The sequence below is a fragment of the Kitasatospora sp. NPDC058048 genome (assembly GCF_042885555.1).
Taxonomy (GTDB): Bacteria; Actinomycetota; Actinomycetes; order Streptomycetales; family Streptomycetaceae; genus Kitasatospora; species Kitasatospora lactacystinica.
Window position 1 is genome coordinate 133,596 of sequence record NZ_JBHVRT010000014.1, and the last position, 16,502, is coordinate 150,097.

At 73.7% G+C, this 16,502-nt stretch carries 13 protein-coding genes, 1 pseudogene and 2 riboswitches; of the genes and pseudogenes, 9 read left to right on the forward strand and 5 right to left on the reverse strand.

Annotated elements, in window-relative coordinates:
- Positions 1-36: 36 nt before the first annotated feature.
- From ACFVVA_RS17160 to ACFVVA_RS17175, 4 genes are all read right to left on the reverse strand, one after another.
- Entirely contained in the window at positions 37-2,427 is a 2,391-nt protein-coding gene (locus ACFVVA_RS17160; RefSeq protein WP_387690288.1) for an RICIN domain-containing protein, read from the reverse strand.
- Between the two features lie 227 nt (positions 2,428-2,654).
- Positions 2,655-3,221, reverse strand: coding sequence for a rhodanese-like domain-containing protein (locus ACFVVA_RS17165; protein ID WP_387690289.1), 567 nt, complete (start codon positions 3,219-3,221; stop codon positions 2,655-2,657).
- 141 nt (positions 3,222-3,362) lie between these two features.
- Entirely contained in the window at positions 3,363-4,112 is a 750-nt protein-coding gene (locus ACFVVA_RS17170) for a sulfite exporter TauE/SafE family protein (RefSeq protein ID WP_387690291.1), read from the reverse strand.
- Positions 4,109-4,513: a rhodanese-like domain-containing protein gene (locus ACFVVA_RS17175; protein WP_387690293.1), complete on the reverse strand. Its 405-nt coding sequence runs from the start codon at positions 4,511-4,513 to the stop codon at positions 4,109-4,111. The genes ACFVVA_RS17170 and ACFVVA_RS17175 overlap by 4 nt, the downstream gene beginning before the upstream one ends.
- Before the next feature lie 343 nt (positions 4,514-4,856).
- Here ACFVVA_RS17175 and ACFVVA_RS17180 point away from each other — a divergent pair, with 343 nt between their 5' ends.
- The 9 genes and pseudogenes from ACFVVA_RS17180 to ACFVVA_RS17220 all read left to right on the forward strand — a co-directional run bounded on the left by ACFVVA_RS17180 (position 4,857) and on the right by ACFVVA_RS17220 (position 15,078).
- Positions 4,857-6,242: a rhodanese-like domain-containing protein gene (locus ACFVVA_RS17180; RefSeq protein WP_387690295.1), complete on the forward strand. Its 1,386-nt coding sequence runs from the start codon at positions 4,857-4,859 to the stop codon at positions 6,240-6,242.
- 371 nt (positions 6,243-6,613) lie between these two features.
- Positions 6,614-6,805, forward strand: a riboswitch (cobalamin riboswitch).
- 211 nt (positions 6,806-7,016) lie between these two features.
- Entirely contained in the window at positions 7,017-8,516 is a 1,500-nt protein-coding gene (locus ACFVVA_RS17185; RefSeq protein ID WP_387690297.1) for a CoA-acylating methylmalonate-semialdehyde dehydrogenase, read from the forward strand.
- Complete coding sequence (locus ACFVVA_RS17190; protein WP_387690299.1) at positions 8,513-9,661, forward strand: acyl-CoA dehydrogenase family protein; 1,149 nt, start codon at positions 8,513-8,515, stop codon at positions 9,659-9,661. The genes ACFVVA_RS17185 and ACFVVA_RS17190 overlap by 4 nt, the downstream gene beginning before the upstream one ends.
- Positions 9,661-10,734, forward strand: coding sequence for an enoyl-CoA hydratase/isomerase family protein (locus tag ACFVVA_RS17195; RefSeq protein WP_387690301.1), 1,074 nt, complete (start codon positions 9,661-9,663; stop codon positions 10,732-10,734). Before ACFVVA_RS17190 ends, ACFVVA_RS17195 begins: the two co-directional genes overlap by 1 nt.
- Positions 10,731-11,618, forward strand: a complete 888-nt coding sequence (gene mmsB / locus ACFVVA_RS17200; protein ID WP_387690302.1) for a 3-hydroxyisobutyrate dehydrogenase — start codon at positions 10,731-10,733, stop codon at positions 11,616-11,618. The genes ACFVVA_RS17195 and mmsB overlap by 4 nt, the downstream gene beginning before the upstream one ends.
- 11 nt (positions 11,619-11,629) lie before the next feature.
- A pseudogene (locus tag ACFVVA_RS17205) lies at positions 11,630-12,022 on the forward strand (enoyl-CoA hydratase-related protein); the annotation flags it as partial.
- 18 nt (positions 12,023-12,040) lie between these two features.
- Positions 12,041-12,181, forward strand: a riboswitch (cobalamin riboswitch).
- A 96-nt stretch (positions 12,182-12,277) separates the two neighbouring features.
- On the forward strand, positions 12,278-13,354 hold the full coding sequence (locus ACFVVA_RS17210) for a prenyltransferase/squalene oxidase repeat-containing protein (RefSeq protein WP_387690304.1): 1,077 nt from the start codon (positions 12,278-12,280) through the stop codon (positions 13,352-13,354).
- Between the two features lie 29 nt (positions 13,355-13,383).
- A complete protein-coding gene (locus ACFVVA_RS17215; protein ID WP_387690306.1) occupies positions 13,384-13,863 on the forward strand; it encodes a flagellar hook-length control protein FliK in 480 nt (159 codons plus the stop codon).
- A gap of 423 nt (positions 13,864-14,286) precedes the next feature.
- Complete coding sequence (locus tag ACFVVA_RS17220) at positions 14,287-15,078, forward strand: adenosylcobinamide amidohydrolase (RefSeq protein ID WP_387690308.1); 792 nt, start codon at positions 14,287-14,289, stop codon at positions 15,076-15,078.
- On the opposite strand, the gene ACFVVA_RS17225 is transcribed toward ACFVVA_RS17220, so the two are convergent.
- Positions 15,066-16,430, reverse strand: coding sequence for a hypothetical protein (locus ACFVVA_RS17225; RefSeq protein WP_387690387.1), 1,365 nt, complete (start codon positions 16,428-16,430; stop codon positions 15,066-15,068). The two genes, ACFVVA_RS17220 and ACFVVA_RS17225, sit on opposite strands and share 13 nt — an antisense overlap.
- Positions 16,431-16,502: the final 72 nt, after the last annotated feature.

Genomic DNA, 16,502 nt, shown 5'->3' on the forward strand with positions numbered 1-16,502 from the left:
TGGGGCCGGCCGGCCGCGGGTGGTGCGGTGTGGGGGTCAGTCGGTGACGGTCGCGGTCGCGGAGCGGCCGGGGGCGAGGGTCACGGTGGTGGAGGTGTAGGTCACGCCGTCGACGGTCGTGGTGCGGGCCTCGCGCGGTGCGCCGTCGACGGTGACGCGGGCGTGCTGCCCGGGGAAGCGGGCCTCCCAGGTCAGCCGCTCGGTACCGGTGTTGGTGACGGTGCTGCGCTGTGCGCCGTCGTGGCGGACGGTCACCGTGCCGGCGCCCACCGGGATGCCCGCGACCTGGAGCCAGCCCATCGAGGAGGGCAGCTGTGGGGCGGTGGTGAGCGCGTGGCCGGCGGCGTCCGGGGTGACGCCGAGCAGGCCCTGGACGGTCTGGGCGAGCAGGGTGAACGGGACCTCGGGGTAGTCGCCGTTGAGCATCGCGCCGCTCACGTGCGGCTCGCCGGTGCTCTCGTAGATGTGCCGCATCCACTTCCAGGCGGTGGTGCCGTCGTGGTTGGCGAAGAAGGCGTCCGGGAGGTAGGTGTAGGCCTCCAGGTTGGCCGAGCGCTCCGGGCCGGAGTCGGCGGCGTCGACGGCGGCGAGGAAGCCGTCCCGGCGCGGGCCCGGGTCGAGCAGCCGCTTGACCGGCATCAGCACGCTCGCCTCGTAGCCCCAGCCGGTGATCGGCTTGCCGGTGGTGTCGTAGCCGTGGACGACCTCGCCGGGCTGCGAACCGTCCACGCTCCAGGTGGAGTTGACGTACGTGTGCAGCTGGTCGGCGGCCTTCCGGTAGCCGGCGGCGGAGGCGTGGTCGCCCCGGGCCTCGGCCAGTGTCGCGGCGGCGAGGTAGGCCTGGTACTGGGCGCCGACCGCGTCGCCCGCCTCGGCGTAGGTGCGGGTGGCGTTCTCGGCGTAGCTCGCGGTGCCGGCGAAGATGCTGCGGCTGGTGGCCTGCGGGATCGGCACCCCGCCGTTGTCGACCGGGCCGGGGCGGGCGGCGATGAACGGGCCGAGGGTGTTGCGGACGTAGCGGCCCAGGCCCGGGTCCTCGGCGTAGTCCCGGTCGCCGGTCCAGCGGAAGGCCTCGCCCGCCTGCTGGACGAGTTCGAACGGCGCGGGCAGCTCGCGGACGAAGCGGTCCGGGCCGCGGTAGTCGATGGCCGCGTAGCTGCGGGCGTCGAAGTTGAGCGCCCAGACCGGGTAGAGCCGGTTGACCTCGGTGGCGGAGGCCGCGAAGCCGCGCAGCATGGTCTTGTTCTCGGCGTCGAGCCCGAGCAGGTGGGCGCCGACCAGCTGGTGGGCGAAGTCACGGCTGTAGAACGCGGAGCGGAACGGGTAGCCGGCCCAGTAGGAGGCGTCGTAGGTGGTGGTGCCGGTGCCGCCGGGGTGGTTCTCGTCCTGGTCGAGCACGCCGGTGGCGCCGGGCTGCTGCACCCAGCTGTTGGCCTTGGTCTTGGCCCAGTCGAAGAGGGCGACGACCTCGGGGTCGGAGGAACTGATCACCGGGTCGTTGGGGGCGGACGGGGCGACGGCGGCGTCGTCCACGTTGACCCAGCCCGTCGGGGAGGAGCCGATGGCGAGGGTGAGCCGGTCGCCGGCGGCGACCCGCACCCGGGGGAGGGTGTACTTCGCGTAGGTGGACTGCTCGGGCAGCGGCAGGGAGCGCACCACGGTGCCGTTGACGCTCACCGAGAGGCTGCCGCCGGCGCCGCCCGTCGCGATCCAGGCGGACAGGTCGTAGGTGCCCGCGGTGACGGCGGTGACCTGCTGGCTCACCGTGTAGCCGGGGCCGGCGTCGAGGTAGGCGAGGCGGCTGCCGCCGTGCGGGTTGTTGGTGGCGGTGCCGGTGTGGGGGGTGAAGGTCCAGCCGGCGGCGGTGGACGGGCCGCCGCTTCCGCTGCTCTGCTCGAAGCCGGGGTCGGCGAGGACCAGCGGCTCGGTGCGGGTGAGCGTCCAGCGGTGCGCGGGGCGGTGGTCGCAGTGGTGGCTCACCGGGGCCGGGTCGGCGGTCAGGCAGGCGCCGGTGCCGCGGACGGTGAGGGTGTAGGTGCCCTGCGGAGCACGGGAGACCGTGAAGCGCTCGGCCTCGGGGGCGGAGCCGCAGTCGGCGGTGGCGGGGCGGTGGTCCGGGCCGCCGAGGGTGAGGCAGCGGCCGCTGGCGGTGTTGACCAGGAGGTAGTCGCCGCCGGTGCGGCGCAGCTGCCAGCGCTGGCTGAGCAGGCGTCCGCAGGCCGCGCCGAGCACCGGGGTGCCGGGGGCGGGCTGGGCGTACTGGGGGCCGAGGCAGGAGCCGTCCAGCGCGGAGCCGAGCTGGTAGCTGCCGCCGTCGACGAGCGGTGCTCCGGCGGCGGCCGGGGCCGGGGCGGCGCCGAGGGCCTGGGCGGTGAGGACGGTCAGGAGGGCGAGACCGGTGGGTAAGGCGCGGGGGCGGGGCGGCATGGCGGAGCTACCTCGGGTCGGTCGGTGGGGTGATGGCGTTGGAACGTTCAAATCGGGTGGGAAAGCCGAGCTATGATGCATCGCATGTGATGGGTGACATTTCACATGGTTGTTTCGGTCGCGTCAACGGGATGTGCGGTAACGGCTTCCGGGAGGTGACCGGGACGAATGGTGAAGGCTCCCGCCCGACGGGGGTGGGCGGGAGCCTTCACGTCCTGGGGCGGGGTTCAGCGCTTCAGCGTGGCGAGCGTCTCGTCCAGGCTCGGCGTGCCGGGGCGGGGCCGGTTGTACGGGAGCTTGGAGAGCATCGATCCCATCGCGCAGGTGTTGGTCAGCGCGGAGAAGGCCAGCCCGCCGCCGACGGCCGCGGAGACCCAGCGGGCGCCCGGCAGGGCGAGGTCGATCAGCACCCCGGCCAGCACCAGCGAACCGGCCACCAGGCGGACCTGGCGGTCCAGTGCCCACACCCGGCGGGCGCCGGCCACCTGGTCCAGCGGCCGGCCGGCGTCGGCCCAGGCGTTGGTGCCGCCGGTCAGGGTGAGGGTCGGGATGCCGGCGTCGGACAGTTGGCGGCACGCGTTGTCGGCGCGCGGCCCGGCGGCGCAGACGACGGCGATCTCGCCGTGCGCGGCGGCCTCGCGCAGCGTGGGCAGGGCGCGGTCCAGCTGGTCGAGCGGGACGTTCAGGGCGCCGGGGATGTGGCCCGCGGCGTACTCGCCGGGGGAGCGGACGTCGATGAGGGTGAGCTGCCCGAGGCGGGGCTGGAACTGCTCGACGGTCAGCGGCGTGGTCATGGGGATGCGGGGTCCTCTCGGGAAGGGGGTGTGGCTGGGGGATGGGGGATCGGGGGGTTGGGCGTCGGCCCGCCGCGGCGGCGCGGTGGCCGGCCCGCTGCGGTGGTCGGCCCGGTGTGCTGATCGGCCCGGCGTGGTGAATCAGGCCAGCGTGGTGATCAGCATCAGCGCGGCGACGGCGAGCAGGGCGACGGCGAAGGCCTTCCGAAGGGTGCTCCCGCTGAGCTTGTCGGCCAGCCGCTTGCCGTCCCAGGCGCCGAGGATCGCGGCCCCGGTGAAGGGCGCGGCCACGGCCCAGTCGATCGCGCCGGTCGCGCCCAGGCGGGGCAGCAGGGCGGCGAGCGAGTTGGCGGTGATGACCAGCAGGCTGGTGCCGACCGCCTCGGCCATGGTGAAGGCGAGCACCGAGACCAGGGCCGGTACGGCGAGGAAGCCGCCGCCGACGCCGAGCAGTCCGGTGACGGCGCCGAGCCCGGCGCCGGCGGCCGTGGAGCGGCCGAGTCCTGCGGCGGAACGTTCCGCCGCTCCGGCCTTGGGCGGCCTCAGCATCCGGAAGGCCGCGAGCGCCGCCAGTACCGCGAAGGCGCCGGTCAGCAGCGCGCCCGGCAGGTGGGCGGACAGCGCCCCGGTGGCCGCGGCGAGGGGCAGTCCGGCGGCGGCGAACAGGGCGCCGGTGCGCCAGCGGACCCGGCCCGCCCGGGCGTGGGCGATCAGGCCGGTCAGCGAGGTCGCGGCGACGATCACCAGGCTGGCGGTCGTGGCCAGTGCCGGGCTGAAACCCAGCAGGTAGACCAGGGCGGGGACGGCGAGCATGCTGCCGCCGCCGCCCAGCCCGCCCAGGGCGAGGCCGACCACCGCGCCGGCGGCGAGTGCCAGGAGCAGCGTGGTCATATCACGTGCCCGGCGCTTCCGTCGGGCGTGGTGACCGGGAGCCCGGACAGGGCCCAGGCGTTCATGCCGCCGGCCACGTTCAGCACCTCGACGCCGCGCTCGGCGAGCAGCTCCGCGGCGCGCTGGGAGCGGTGGCCGGAGCGGCAGATCGCCAGTACGGTCCGGCCGGCCGCCGCGGGCGGCAGCGGGACACCGGCGACCAGGCCGATCAGCGGCTGGTGCAGCGCGCCGGGGGCGTGCCCGGCGGTGAACTCGGCGGCCTCCCGGACGTCGAGCAGCACGGCGGCGCCGGTGCGGGCGAGTTCGTGGGCCTCGGTGGGGGTGGTCCGCCCGGGGGTGCGGTGTCCGCGGGCGCGGTCTTCGTGGGGAGCGGCCCCGTGGGCGTGCGGCAGCAAAGGCATGCGGTGTCTCCAGTGGTGCAGACCGGATCGCAGTGGTCCGGTGGGTCGGGGGCGGCGCGGGCGTCCGTACGGGCCCGACGGCCCGGTACGGCGGCGTGGCCGGTGCGTCCTCGGCCCCGCCCGTATCGGCTCGGCGGCGGTGGCCGACCCCCTCGATGGCTTCACCATAGTACCCCCGGGGGTATTATCGAAATCGTTCGGACATACCCCCGCCCGTATCGGCTCCCGAAGCCGTATGCTCGGAAATATACCGAGGGGGGTATCACGATGGCGCTGTGGCGCCCAGGAATCCGGCTTCGCCAACCAGGAGAAGGCCAAGGCCCGACCCGGAGGAGACAACCCCGTGATCTTCAGCCAGTACTACCTCGACTGCCTCTCCCAGGCCTCCTACCTGATCGCCGACGAACGCACCGGCCAGGCCGTGATCGTCGACCCCCGCCGGGACGTCGACGAGTACCTCGCCGACGCCATGGCGCGTGGCCTGACCGTCGTCGGCGTCATCAACACCCACTTCCACGCCGACTTCCTGGCCGGCCACCTCGAACTCGCCGCCCGCACCGGCGCCTGGATCGGGTACGGTCACCGCGCCGAGACCGAGTACCCCATCCGCAAGCTCACCGACGGAGAGCGGATCGAACTCGGCGACGTCACCGTCCAGGTCCTCGAAACCCCCGGCCACACGCCCGAGTCGATCAGCATCCTGGTCTTCGAGCAGCCCGACGACACCGTCCCGTACGGTGTGCTCACCGGCGACGCCCTGTTCATCGGTGATGTCGGCCGTCCCGACCTGCTCGCCTCGGCCGGCGTCACCGCCGAGGAACTCGGCGCGATGCTCTACGACAGCGTCCACCGCAAGCTGATGGGCCTGCCCGACGAGACCCTCGTCTTCCCCGCCCACGGTGCCGGCTCGGCTTGCGGCAAGAACCTCTCCGCCGACCGCCAGTCCACCATCGGGGCGCAGCGACTGACCAACTACGCCTGCCGGCCCATGGACCAGGACACCTTCGTCCGCATCGTCACCGCCGGCCAGTCCACCGCCCCCGCCTACTTCGGCCACGACGCCGCCCTCAACCGGCAGGACCGCCCGCTGCTGGATCCCACGAACGCAGCCCGCCCCCTGTGCCCCGAAGGCTTCAAGGAGGCCCGTTACGCAGGCGCCGTCGTCCTCGACGCCCGCAGCCCCCAGGAGTTCGGCGCGGGACACATCCGCGGCGCCATCAACGTCCCCGTCGACGGCCGCTTCGCCGAACAGGCCGGCACCGTCCTCACCCCCGACAGCAGCATCGCGATCATCGCCCCGCAGGACCGCGAGGGCGAGGTCATCACCCGCCTCGCCCGCATCGGCTTCGACCACATCGCCGGCTACCTGCGCAACCCCGGCAACGCCCTGCCCGCCCTCGCCGACGAGGTCACCCCCGCCGGCCGCCTCACCGCTGACCGGCTCCGCACCGCGCTCGCCGACGAGCAGCCCCCCACCGTCCTGGACGTGCGCACCTGCGGCGAGCGCGAAACGGGCTCCATCGAAGAATCCCTGCACATCCCCCTGACCGAACTCCCCGGCCGCCTCGACGAGATCCCCACCGACCGCCCCCTCGTCGTCCACTGCGCCAGCGGCCACCGCTCCTCCATCGCCGCCAGCCTGCTGCGCCACCACGGCCACACCGAGATCTCCGACCTCCTCGGCGGCTACGCCGCCTGGCACACCCTCACCCACCCCGCCCGGGTCTGAACCCAGCTGCCCCGGGCCACCCCCGTCGGGGCCGCGGGGTGCTCCCGAAGCCGCGCCTGCCACCGGACTTCAGGACAGGATCCCGGTCCTGGAGTCCGGCGAGCGTCGCGACCGTGCTGGTGCCGATGATCCGGCCCGGGGAAGTGCCGGCATCCCCCTCGTCGCACGTCTGCTTCAGCAGCGAGCATCGGGTGTTGCGGGCTGCCGGCTCGGACGAGCTGTTGCAGTAGATCGGGATGGCACTCGCCCAGGCCCCGTTTGCAGGCCGGTCTGCTTCGGGTCCTGGGTGCCAGGCCCCGGAACGAGGCCGGGGAGAGCTCGGCGTGGCGAGATCACGGTGGTGCGACGCGAGCACGAATCCCTGGACTTACTAGGACGTCCAACTATATGGTCGATGACAGGTCCGCGGTGTCAGGGAAGCCGGTGTGAGTCCGGCACGGTCCCGCCACTGTGACCGGGGAGTCCGTCCTCGCAGATGACAGCCACTGGCAGCCAGCCGGGAAGGCCTGAGGGCGTGCGGTGATCCGGGAGTCAGGATACCGGCCGCGGGTGATCCGTGTTTTCCACGAGGATGGAGACGACACGCATGACTCCGGGCTGCTCCCGTTCCGCTGCTCCTGGCTGTCCTGTGCCGACGGCTGTCGGAGCCCACCTGCTCTGACGGTACGTCATGCCACCGCCACCGTGACGCTGCGGGGCCGCATCACCGTGCGCCCGCCCGTCGGCGGCGGCCTCCATTCCTCCTCTCCCCACCCCTGTCGAGAGAAGGAACCGATGGTCCGAGAACTGACCCACTTCATCGCCGGAAAGCCCACCGTCGGCACCTCCGGTCGCTTCGGCGACGTGTACGACCCCAACACCGGCCGGGTGCAGGCCCGGGTGCCCCTGGCGAGCCGCGCCGAGGTCGAGGCGGTGATCGCCGACGCCGCGCAGGCCCAGCCCGCGTGGGCCGCCTGGAACCCGCAGCGGCGGGCCCGCGTCCTGTTGCGCTTCCTGCAGCTGGTCGAGCAGGAGAAGGAGGAGCTGGCCCGGCTGCTCTCCGCCGAGCACGGCAAGACCGTGGCCGACGCCCATAACGACCTCCAACGCGGGCTGGAGGTCGTGGAGTTCGCCGCCGGGATCCCGCACCTGCTGAAGGGCGAGTTCAGCGACAACGCGGGCACCGGCATCGACGTCTACTCGATGCGCCAGCCGCTCGGCGTGGTCGCGGGCATCACGCCGTTCAACTTCCCGGCGATGATCCCGCTCTGGAAGGCAGCGCCCGCGCTGGCCTGCGGAAACGCCTTTGTGCTCAAGCCCTCGGAGCGCGATCCCTCGGTGCCGCTGCGGCTGGCCGAGCTGTTCCTGGAGGCCGGGCTGCCGCCGGGCGTGCTCAACGTGGTCAACGGCGGCAAGGAGGCCGTGGACACCCTGCTGGAGGACCCGCGGGTGCAGGCCCTCGGCTTCGTCGGCTCCACACCGGTCGCCCAGTACGTGTACGCCACCGCCGCCGCGCACGGGAAGCGGGCGCAGTGCTTCGGCGGCGCCAAGAACCACATGATCGTGATGCCGGACGCCGACCTCGACCAGGCGGCCGACGCGCTGGTCGGCGCCGGGTACGGATCGGCCGGCGAGCGGTGCATGGCGATCTCGGTGGCCGTCCCGGTGGGGGAGGAGACCGCGGACGCCCTGGTGGCGAAGCTGGTCGAGCGGATCGGCGCGCTCAAGGTCGGGCGCTCGGACGACCCGGCGGCCGACTTCGGCCCGCTGGTGGGCCGTGACGCGCTGGACCGGGTCCGCGGCTACCTGGACTTCGGGGTCGAGGAGGGCGCCGAACTCGTCGTGGACGGAAGGGACTTCCGCCTGGAGGGGAACGAGGACGGCTACTTCCTGGGCGCCACCCTCTTCGACCGGGTCACGCCCGGCATGCGGATCTACCGGGAGGAGATCTTCGGCCCGGTGCTGACCGTGGTGCGTGCCGCCGACTACGAGGAGGCGCTGCGGCTGCCCAGTGAGCACGAGTTCGGCAACGGCGTGGCCATCTACACCCGGGACGGCGACACCGCCCGGGACTTCGCCCGCCGGGTGAACACCGGCATGGTCGGGGTCAACGTGCCGATCCCGGTGCCGATCGCGTACCACACCTTCGGCGGCTGGAAGCGCTCCGGCTTCGGGGACCTCAACCAGCACGGGCCGGACGCGATCCGCTTCTACACCCGCACCCGCACCGTCACCTCGCGCTGGCCCTCCGGGGTCAAGGAGGGCGCGAGCTTCACCATGCCGACGATGGGATGAGCGCGATGCACGACCTCACCGAGGACCAGCGCGCCATCGCCCGGACCACCCGGGCCTTCGCCGAGGAGTACCTCGCGCCGCACGCCGTGGAGTGGGACCAGGCCAAGCACTTCCCGGTGGACGTGCTGCGCAAGGCAGCCGACCTGGGTCTGGCCGGCGTGTACGTCCGGGAGGGCGCGGGCGGCTCCGAACTCTCCCGGCTGGACGGCGTGGTGGCCTTCGAGGCACTCGCCACCGGCTGCCCGTCCATCGCCGCCTACCTGTCCATCCATAACATGGTCGCCTGGATGCTCGACCGCTACGGCACGCAGGCGCAGCGCGCTCGCTGGCTGTCCGCGCTCTGCACGGCCGAGCACCTGGGCAGCTACTGCCTGACCGAGCCCGGTGCCGGCTCCGACGCGGCCGCGATCGCCACTCGGGCCGTGCGCGACGGCGACCACTGGGTGCTGGACGGCGTCAAGCAGTTCATCTCCGGTGCGGGAGCCTCGCAGGTGTACGTGGTGCTGGCCCGGACCGGTGCCCCCGGGCCGGACGGGATCTCCGCGTTCGTCGTCGAGCGCGACGACCCGGGGGTCGCCTTCGGGCCCGACGAGAAGAAGATGGGCTGGAACGCCCAGCCGACCCGCCAGGTACTGCTGGACGGGGTCCGGTTGCCCGCCGACCGCCTCCTCGGCGCGGAGGGCGAGGGCTTCCGGATCGCGATGAACGGGCTGAACGGCGGCCGGCTCGGCATCGCCGCCTGCTCCCTCGGCGGCGCACAACACGCGCTGGAGCGGGCCACCCGCCACCTGGCGGATCGCGAGGCGTTCGGCGCCAGGCTGCTGCACGCCCAGGCCCTGCAGTTCCGACTCGCCGACATGGCCACGGAGTTGGAGGCCGCCCGGGCGCTGCTGTGGAGAGCCGCCGCGGCGCTGGACCGGGGCGACCCCCGGGCGCCGCAGTTGTGCGCCATGGCCAAGCGCTACGCCACCGACACCGGCTTCGAGGTGGCCAACCAGGCCCTCCAACTGCACGGCGGCTACGGCTACCTGGCCGAGTACGGCATCGAGAAGATCGTCCGCGACCTGCGGGTGCACCAGATCCTGGAAGGGACCAACGAGATCATGCGCGTCATCGTCGCCCGCGGCCTGACCGGAGCCGCGTGATGGCCGGGACCGACCTCGACGAGGTCATCCTCCAGCGCGAGGGACGGGCCGGACTGATCGTCCTCAACCGCCCCGCTGCCCTGAACGCCCTCACCCACGGCATGGTGCGGACGATCTCCGAAGCCCTGGACACCTGGGAGGGCGACGACCGGGTCGACACCGTCGTCGTCACGGGCGCCGGCGAGCGGGCCTTCTGCGCGGGCGGCGACATCGTCGCCATCCACCGGGCTGCCACCGGCGGCGATCCGGGCGCCGTCGAGGAGTTCTGGCGAGACGAGTACCGCCTCAACGCCCGGATCGCCCGCTACCCCAAGCCCTACGTCGCGCTCATGGGCGGCATCGTGATGGGCGGCGGGGTCGGCGTCTCCGCCCACGGCAGCGTCCGGATCGTCACCGAGACCACGCGCGTCGCCCTCCCGGAGGCCGGCATCGGCTTCGTCCCCGACGTCGGCGGCACCTACCTGCTCGCCCTCGCCCCCGGGGAGCTCGGTACCCACCTCGCCCTCACCGCGGGTTCCGTCGGTGCCGCCGACGCCCTGCTGTGCGGGCTCGCCGACCACTTCGTCCCCGCTGAACGACTGCCCGCCCTGCTGGACGACCTGGCCGAACTGCCCGTCCACGACGCCCTCGAACGGAACGTCGAGCCCGCGCCGACCGGTGCGCTGGCCGACCGACGCGGGTGGATCGACAGCTGCTACGCGGCCGGAACCGTGGAGGAGATCCTGGACCGGCTGCGGGAGAGCGGCGAACCCGAGGCGAAGAAGGCCGTCGACCGGATCGCCGCCAACTCCCCGACCGCCGTGAAGGCGACGCTCGCCGCGCTGCGCCGGGCCCGGGCACTCGGCCCGCTGGAGGCCGTCCTCGACCAGGAGTACCGCACCTCCTGTGCGGCGCTCGCCACGCCGGACCTCGCCGAGGGCATCCGGGCCCAGGTGATCGACAAGGACCGTTCGCCACGATGGCGTCCGGAGACGCTGAGCGCCGTCGAACCCGCCACCGTGGCCCGCTACTTCGCCCCGCTCGGCGAGCGCGAACTCGGCCTTGCCACCACAACCCCCCTGGAGCGCTGGTGACCCTCACCATCGGATTCATCGGACTGGGCAACATGGGCGGCCCGATGGCCGCCAACCTTGTCGAGGCCGGACATCAGGTGACCGGCTACGACCTCGCGCCGGAGGCGCTGCGGCAAGCGGAGACGGCCGGCGTCCGCCCGGCGGCCTCCGCCGCCGCGGCGGCCCGACAGGCCGACGTCGTCATCAGCATGCTGCCGGCCGGCCGCCACGTCCTGGCCGCCTACGCGGAGCTGCTGCCGTCAGCCCGTCCGGGCACCCTCTTCGTGGACTGCTCCACGATCGACGTCGCCGACGCCAGGGAGGCGCACGACCTGGCCGTACGTGCCGGGCAGCGCGCGGTGGACGCACCGGTCTCCGGTGGGGTGGTCGGCGCGACGGCTGCGAGCCTGACCTTCATGGTCGGCGCCGAAAAGGCCGAATTCGCCGCGGTCAAGCCCGTGTTGGCGGTCATGGGGCGCAAGGTGGTGCACTGCGGCGCGGCCGGTGCCGGCCAGGCGGCGAAGATCTGCAACAACATGATCCTCGGCATCTCGATGATCGCGGTCAGCGAGGCCTTCGTGCTCGGCGAGAGCCTCGGGCTCAGCCACCAGGCGTTGTTCGACGTGGCCTCCACCGCCTCCGGGCAGTGCTGGGCGCTCACCAGCAACTGTCCCGTCCCCGGGCCGGTGCCGGCCAGCCCGGCCAACCGCGACTACGCCGCCGGGTTCGCCGCCGCCCTGATGGCCAAGGACCTCGGACTGGCCGCCGGCGCGGCCGAAGCCGCGGGCCTGCCCACGGAACTCGGGCGCAAGGCAGCGCAGTTGTACGCGGACTTCGCGTCGTCCGAAGGCTCGGGCCTGGACTTCTCGGCGATCATCACCACCTTCGGGAAGGACACCGCATGACGTAGGAGACGATCCTGGTCGAACGCAAGGGCCGGGTCGGGCTGATCACGCTCGACCGCCCGAAGGCGCTCGACGCGCTGAACACCCAGCTGATGAACGAGGTGGTCGCGGCCGCGGCCACCTTCGACCGCGCCCCGGAGATCGGCTGTCTGGTGGTCACCGGTTCGGAGAAGGCCTTCGCGGCCGGCGCGGACATCAAGGAGATGCAGTCCCTCGAGTTCGTCGACGCCTGCCTCGGCGACTGGTTCGCCGCCCGGGACCGTTTCGCCGCCCTGCGCAAGCCCGTGGTGGCGGCCGTCGCGGGCTACGCGCTGGGCGGCGGTTGCGAGTTGGTGATGATGTGCGACGTCCTGGTGGCGGCGGACACCGCGGCGCGCGTGGCATCGGGGTCCGGGCCCGGGATCCCTTGACCCGCTGTTCGGGCATCGTCATGATGGGCCGTCATGTTGTGACTCCGCCGCTGGGGGAAGTCCGGTTCGAATCCGGCGCTGACCCGCAACGGTAGGCCGCCGACCCCGCGTCGGCGGCGAGCCCGAGTACCCGTCGGCGGAGGTGTGTCACCCCTCCTCCCGTCGTGGTCTGCGGGCCGGAGCCCGCTGGCCCCTCGGCGCTCGCCGACGCCTTCCGGGCCCCTGCGCCCAGGCCCGGAAAGGCATCCCATGCCCGCTGTTCGCCGCTCCCTCGGTCTGCTCGCGATACCCGCCCTCACGCTCGCCACCGCACTCCCGGCGGCCACCGCCGCCCACGCTGCTCCCGCCACCTCGACGTCGTCGCCGACGGTCCGTCCCGACGCCGCCGCGGGTGGCTGGCTGGCCCGCCAGCTCGTCGACGGCGACCACTTCGAGTCCGTCTTCAACGGGACCGCCTACCCCGACCAGGGCCTGACCATCGATGCCGTGCTGGCCTTCGCCGCGTCGCACAGCGCCGACGAGGCCGCCGCGAAGGCCACCGCCTGGCTGGCGAAGCCCGAGATCATCGGCGGCTACCTCGGCGACGGCACCACCGAGGCCTACGCGGGCGTGACCGCCAAGCTGCTGCTCGCCGTCGAGGTGCGCGGCGGGAACCCGACGGCCTTCGGCGGGGTCGACCTGCCGGCCCGGCTGCGCTCGCTGCAGACCGCCGAAGGCCGCTTCTCCGACCGCTCGCAGTGGGGCGACTACAGCAATGCCTTCGGCCAGTCGCTGGCCCTGATCGCCCTGCACCGCACGCCCGGTGACGCCCCGGCGGCGGCCGTGGACTACCTCGCCAACAGCCAGTGCGCGGACGGGGGCTTCCCCGTCTCCTTCGGCCAGGCCGCCTGCACCAGCGACCCGGACGCCACCGCCCTGGCCGCCCAGGCCCTCGCCGCCACCGGCCGCACCGCCAAGGCGAACGCGGGCCTCGGCTGGCTCACCGCCCACCAGAACGCCGACGGCGGGTTCGCGGCTGCCGGGTCGACCACCTCCAACGCCAACAGCACGGGCCTGGCCACCCAGGCGCTGCTCTCCGGTGGACGCCTCGGCTCCGGTCTCAAGGGCTGGGGCCGGCTGGTGAAGTTCCAGCAGGGCTGCGCCGCCGACCCGGCGCTCCGCGGCGCCGTCGCCTACGACGCCTCCGGCTTCAACGCGGGCAACGGCGCCCGGGCCACCGCGCAGGCCGTCCTCGGCCTCGCGGGTACCCCGCTGGCCACGCTCTCCGCCGCCGGGGCCCGCCCGGACGCGCCCACCCTGGCCTGCCCGACCCCGGCCACGCGCTGAACACACCTGACACCAGGAGGATTTCACCGATGACCGACACCTTCACGGCGGGCCGCCCGGCCCGCCGTACGCTCGGCTCGATCGCCGCGGCCGCCGCCCTCACCGCCGGACTGCTCGGCGTCTCCGCCGTCCAGGCCCCGCAGGCGCAGGCGGCCGCTTGCAGCGGGACCACCGGAGTCACCGTCGTGGTCGACTTCACCGCCGTCGGCGGCGGCGTCCAGACCGGCTGCGCGCCCGGTGACCCGGCCAGCGGCCTGGCCGCGCTCACCGGCGCCGGATTCTCGTACGCCTTCCATCCGCGCTACCCGGGCTTCGTCTGCACCATCAACGCCCTGCCGACGACCTGCACCAACCCCACCGGCAGCGCCTACTGGTCGTACTGGCACGCCCAGCACGGCGGCCCCTGGTCGTACAGCAGCCTCGGTGCGGGCAGCTACAACCCGGCACCCGGAGACGTCGAGGGCTGGTCCTTCGGCGCCGGCGCGCAGCCGGGCATCACCGCCCCCTGACCCGTCTGCCCGTACACGTCGACGCCCCGGCCTCCCCGATGAGGGAGGCCGGGGCGCAGGGGTCAGGCGTGGGGTGCCCGCCGGCGCCGGACGAGGTGGTCGTACAGCACGGTCAGCCCGCCCAGCCCCGCCAGCAGGCCCACCACACCCACGTAGCAGCCTGCCACCCATCGGGAAGCACCGATCGGAACCCGTCCCCCTGCTCCGTGAAGCCGACGGGCGATCGCCCGCCGAGACCATGATCCTCCTCCGCCCGGCCACTCACCGGACCGGTCGCGGGAGCCGCCGTCGCGGCGGTCCCGGCGCTCGGTACGCTCGGCCGTACGGATCCCAGGCGCCACCGTCGGCGCGGAGGCGTTCCTGGCGAGGAGGTACCCGCCGCGGACACCGGGGGATCGCTCCCTCGAAGGTGGACCGTTTCTCGTGGTGATCCCGCAGCAGAAGTCCGACGGCCCGGCGGAGGCCGGCCGGTCGCCCGGCGGCCTGGTGATCGAACGGGCGTGCCGCACGGAGGAGGGGGCATGCCGCCACCTGTTGGTCTGGCGCTGCGGGCCCGGCTGGCGGCTGCTCGGCAGCGCCGTCCTCGGCGGTGGCCTCGGCGAACGGGAGTGGGTGGTGAACGCACAGGTCAGGCCGGGATACAGCCGGATGGACCCGGAGCAGCACCTGGCGGAGCTGGCTGCCGCGGAGCGGCTGCGGGGCGCCGGGGCGGGGCTGATGACCGCCGCCCAGGTGGACGACTTCACCTGGGCGTGCGACGGCGGGGCCTCGGCGGTGGTCACGACGGGGATCGGCGTGCCGATCTGGGCCGCCGAGCCCGAAACCGCCCCGGCCCACGCGTACGTGCCGGGCACGATCAACATCCTCGTCGTCGTCCCGGCGGCGGTGTCCGACGCGGGCCTGGTGAACCTGCTCGCCACGGCCACGGAGGCGAAGGTCCAGGCCCTGTTGGACGCCGGCTACGACTGCTCCGGAACGCCCTCCGACGCGGTGTGCGTCGCGGTGCGGCGCACCGGGGCGGGCGACGAGCCGGAGCCGTTCGGCGGCCCGCGCTCGCTGTGGGGCGCACGGGTGGCGCGCGCGGTCCACGCGGCCGTTCGCGCGGGGGCCGAGACGGACCGCGCGCGCCGGGCCCGGGGGCCCGCACCCGAACACGCACGGCCGATGCAGGACTGCCGCCGCAGCTTCGTCCTGTCGGTGGATCAGCTGCCGTAGCGCAGCGAGACGGTGTCGCCGAGGTGGACGGTGGTGGCCCGGGTGGCGGCGGTGGAGGCGGTGCCGTCGAGACTGACCTTCCAGGTGGAGGAGCCGCTGTTCGCGGTGCCGTTGAGCGCGGTGACGGTGCCGCCGCCGGTGGACGGGGTGACGGAGGTGACGCAGCCGCTCGGAGTGGCGGTGCCCGCCGCGTCAAGGACGTCGCCGAGGGTCGTGGTGGTGCCGGTGGGGGTGAGGGTGACGGCGCAGACCTTGAGGTTGCTGGTGCCGTCGTCGACGACCAGGGCGAGCTTCGCGGCCGTACCCGCGGTGAAGTCGCCGGTGGCGGCCCAGACGGGCTCGCCCGAGGTGGTCGGTGTCGGCGGGGTGGCGGTGAACCCGGCGCCGGCGACGGCGCGCAGGCCGTCGACGGAGGCGTAGGGGGACGGGGAGGTGTCGGTGGGCAGGTACTTGAAGCCGCCGCCGGGCTTGAACTGCTGGGCGATGAGGAAGTCGAGCGGGGTCTTGCCGGTACCGCTGGTGAAGTCGGTGCCCTGGGGGTTGATGCCGCAGGCGTTGAGGCCGGACACGGCCCAGCCGTTGGAGTCGGTGTTGACGCCGAACATGGCGTTGAAGGCGCCGGAGGAGGCGAGCTTGCCCTTGAGGAAGTTCTTCGCGGCCACGACCGCGGCGTCGGTGTTCGGGACGCCGCCGGCACACAGGGAGGCCATGGCGGCACCGGTCATGTCGATGTCGCTGCCCTGGGCGAGAGCCGTCGGGTCGCCGGCGGCCTTGCTGTAGTTCCAGCCGCCGTCGTTGTGCTGGTTGGCGCGCACGGCCGCGACCGAGGCGTTCAGCAGGGCCTGCGGGACGCGTTGGCCGCCGCTCCGGGTCTTGGCGCCGCCGAGGGCGAGCAGGCCGAAGACGGTCCCGTTGAAGTTCGCGGACGGGCCGTAGTAGCCGGGTTCGGCGGTCTGCCAGTAGGCGGCGAGGTCGGCCACGAGGTTGCGGGCCGGGCCGATCCGCGCGGGGTCGATGCCGGCCGCGTAGGAGTTGAGGATGCCGCGCTCGTAGTCGGTGACGACCGGCGAGGCGCTCGGCCAGCTGTTCGCGGCGAGCTGGTTGCGGTAGACCAGGCGCGCGTTCTTGCTCGTGTCACCGCCAGGGGTGACATCGGCCGCGGCGGTGCCGGCGGCGGCGAGCGCGCCGAAGGCCCACTCGTTGGAGAGCCCGCCGCCGGTGACGTAGCTGCCGTCGGCGGCCTGGAGGGACTTGAGGTACGTGACGCCGGTGCTCCTGGAGGTGGCTATCTGGCTCGGCGAGGCGGTGGCGTGCGCAGGGACGGCCGACATCAGGAGGGCGCCGGCGGCCATCGAGACGGTCGCCGCGGAAGCGAGACGTGAGGAGACGAAGCGCGAGTGCGCGGGAACGGACACGGAACGGGC

Coding starts and splice junctions, on each gene's coding strand:
- ACFVVA_RS17160 (WP_387690288.1), bottom strand. CDS start 2,427: ATGCCGCCCCGCCCCCGCGCCTTACCCACCGGTCTCGCCCTCCTGACC.
- ACFVVA_RS17165 (WP_387690289.1), bottom strand. CDS start 3,221: ATGACCACGCCGCTGACCGTCGAGCAGTTCCAGCCCCGCCTCGGGCAG.
- ACFVVA_RS17170 (WP_387690291.1), bottom strand. CDS start 4,112: ATGACCACGCTGCTCCTGGCACTCGCCGCCGGCGCGGTGGTCGGCCTC.
- ACFVVA_RS17175 (WP_387690293.1), bottom strand. CDS start 4,513: ATGCCTTTGCTGCCGCACGCCCACGGGGCCGCTCCCCACGAAGACCGC.
- ACFVVA_RS17185 (WP_387690297.1), top strand. CDS start 7,017: ATGGTCCGAGAACTGACCCACTTCATCGCCGGAAAGCCCACCGTCGGC.
- ACFVVA_RS17190 (WP_387690299.1), top strand. CDS start 8,513: ATGAGCGCGATGCACGACCTCACCGAGGACCAGCGCGCCATCGCCCGG.
- ACFVVA_RS17195 (WP_387690301.1), top strand. CDS start 9,661: ATGGCCGGGACCGACCTCGACGAGGTCATCCTCCAGCGCGAGGGACGG.
- ACFVVA_RS17210 (WP_387690304.1), top strand. CDS start 12,278: ATGCCCGCTGTTCGCCGCTCCCTCGGTCTGCTCGCGATACCCGCCCTC.
- ACFVVA_RS17215 (WP_387690306.1), top strand. CDS start 13,384: ATGACCGACACCTTCACGGCGGGCCGCCCGGCCCGCCGTACGCTCGGC.
- ACFVVA_RS17225 (WP_387690387.1), bottom strand. CDS start 16,430: ATGGCCGCCGGCGCCCTCCTGATGTCGGCCGTCCCTGCGCACGCCACC.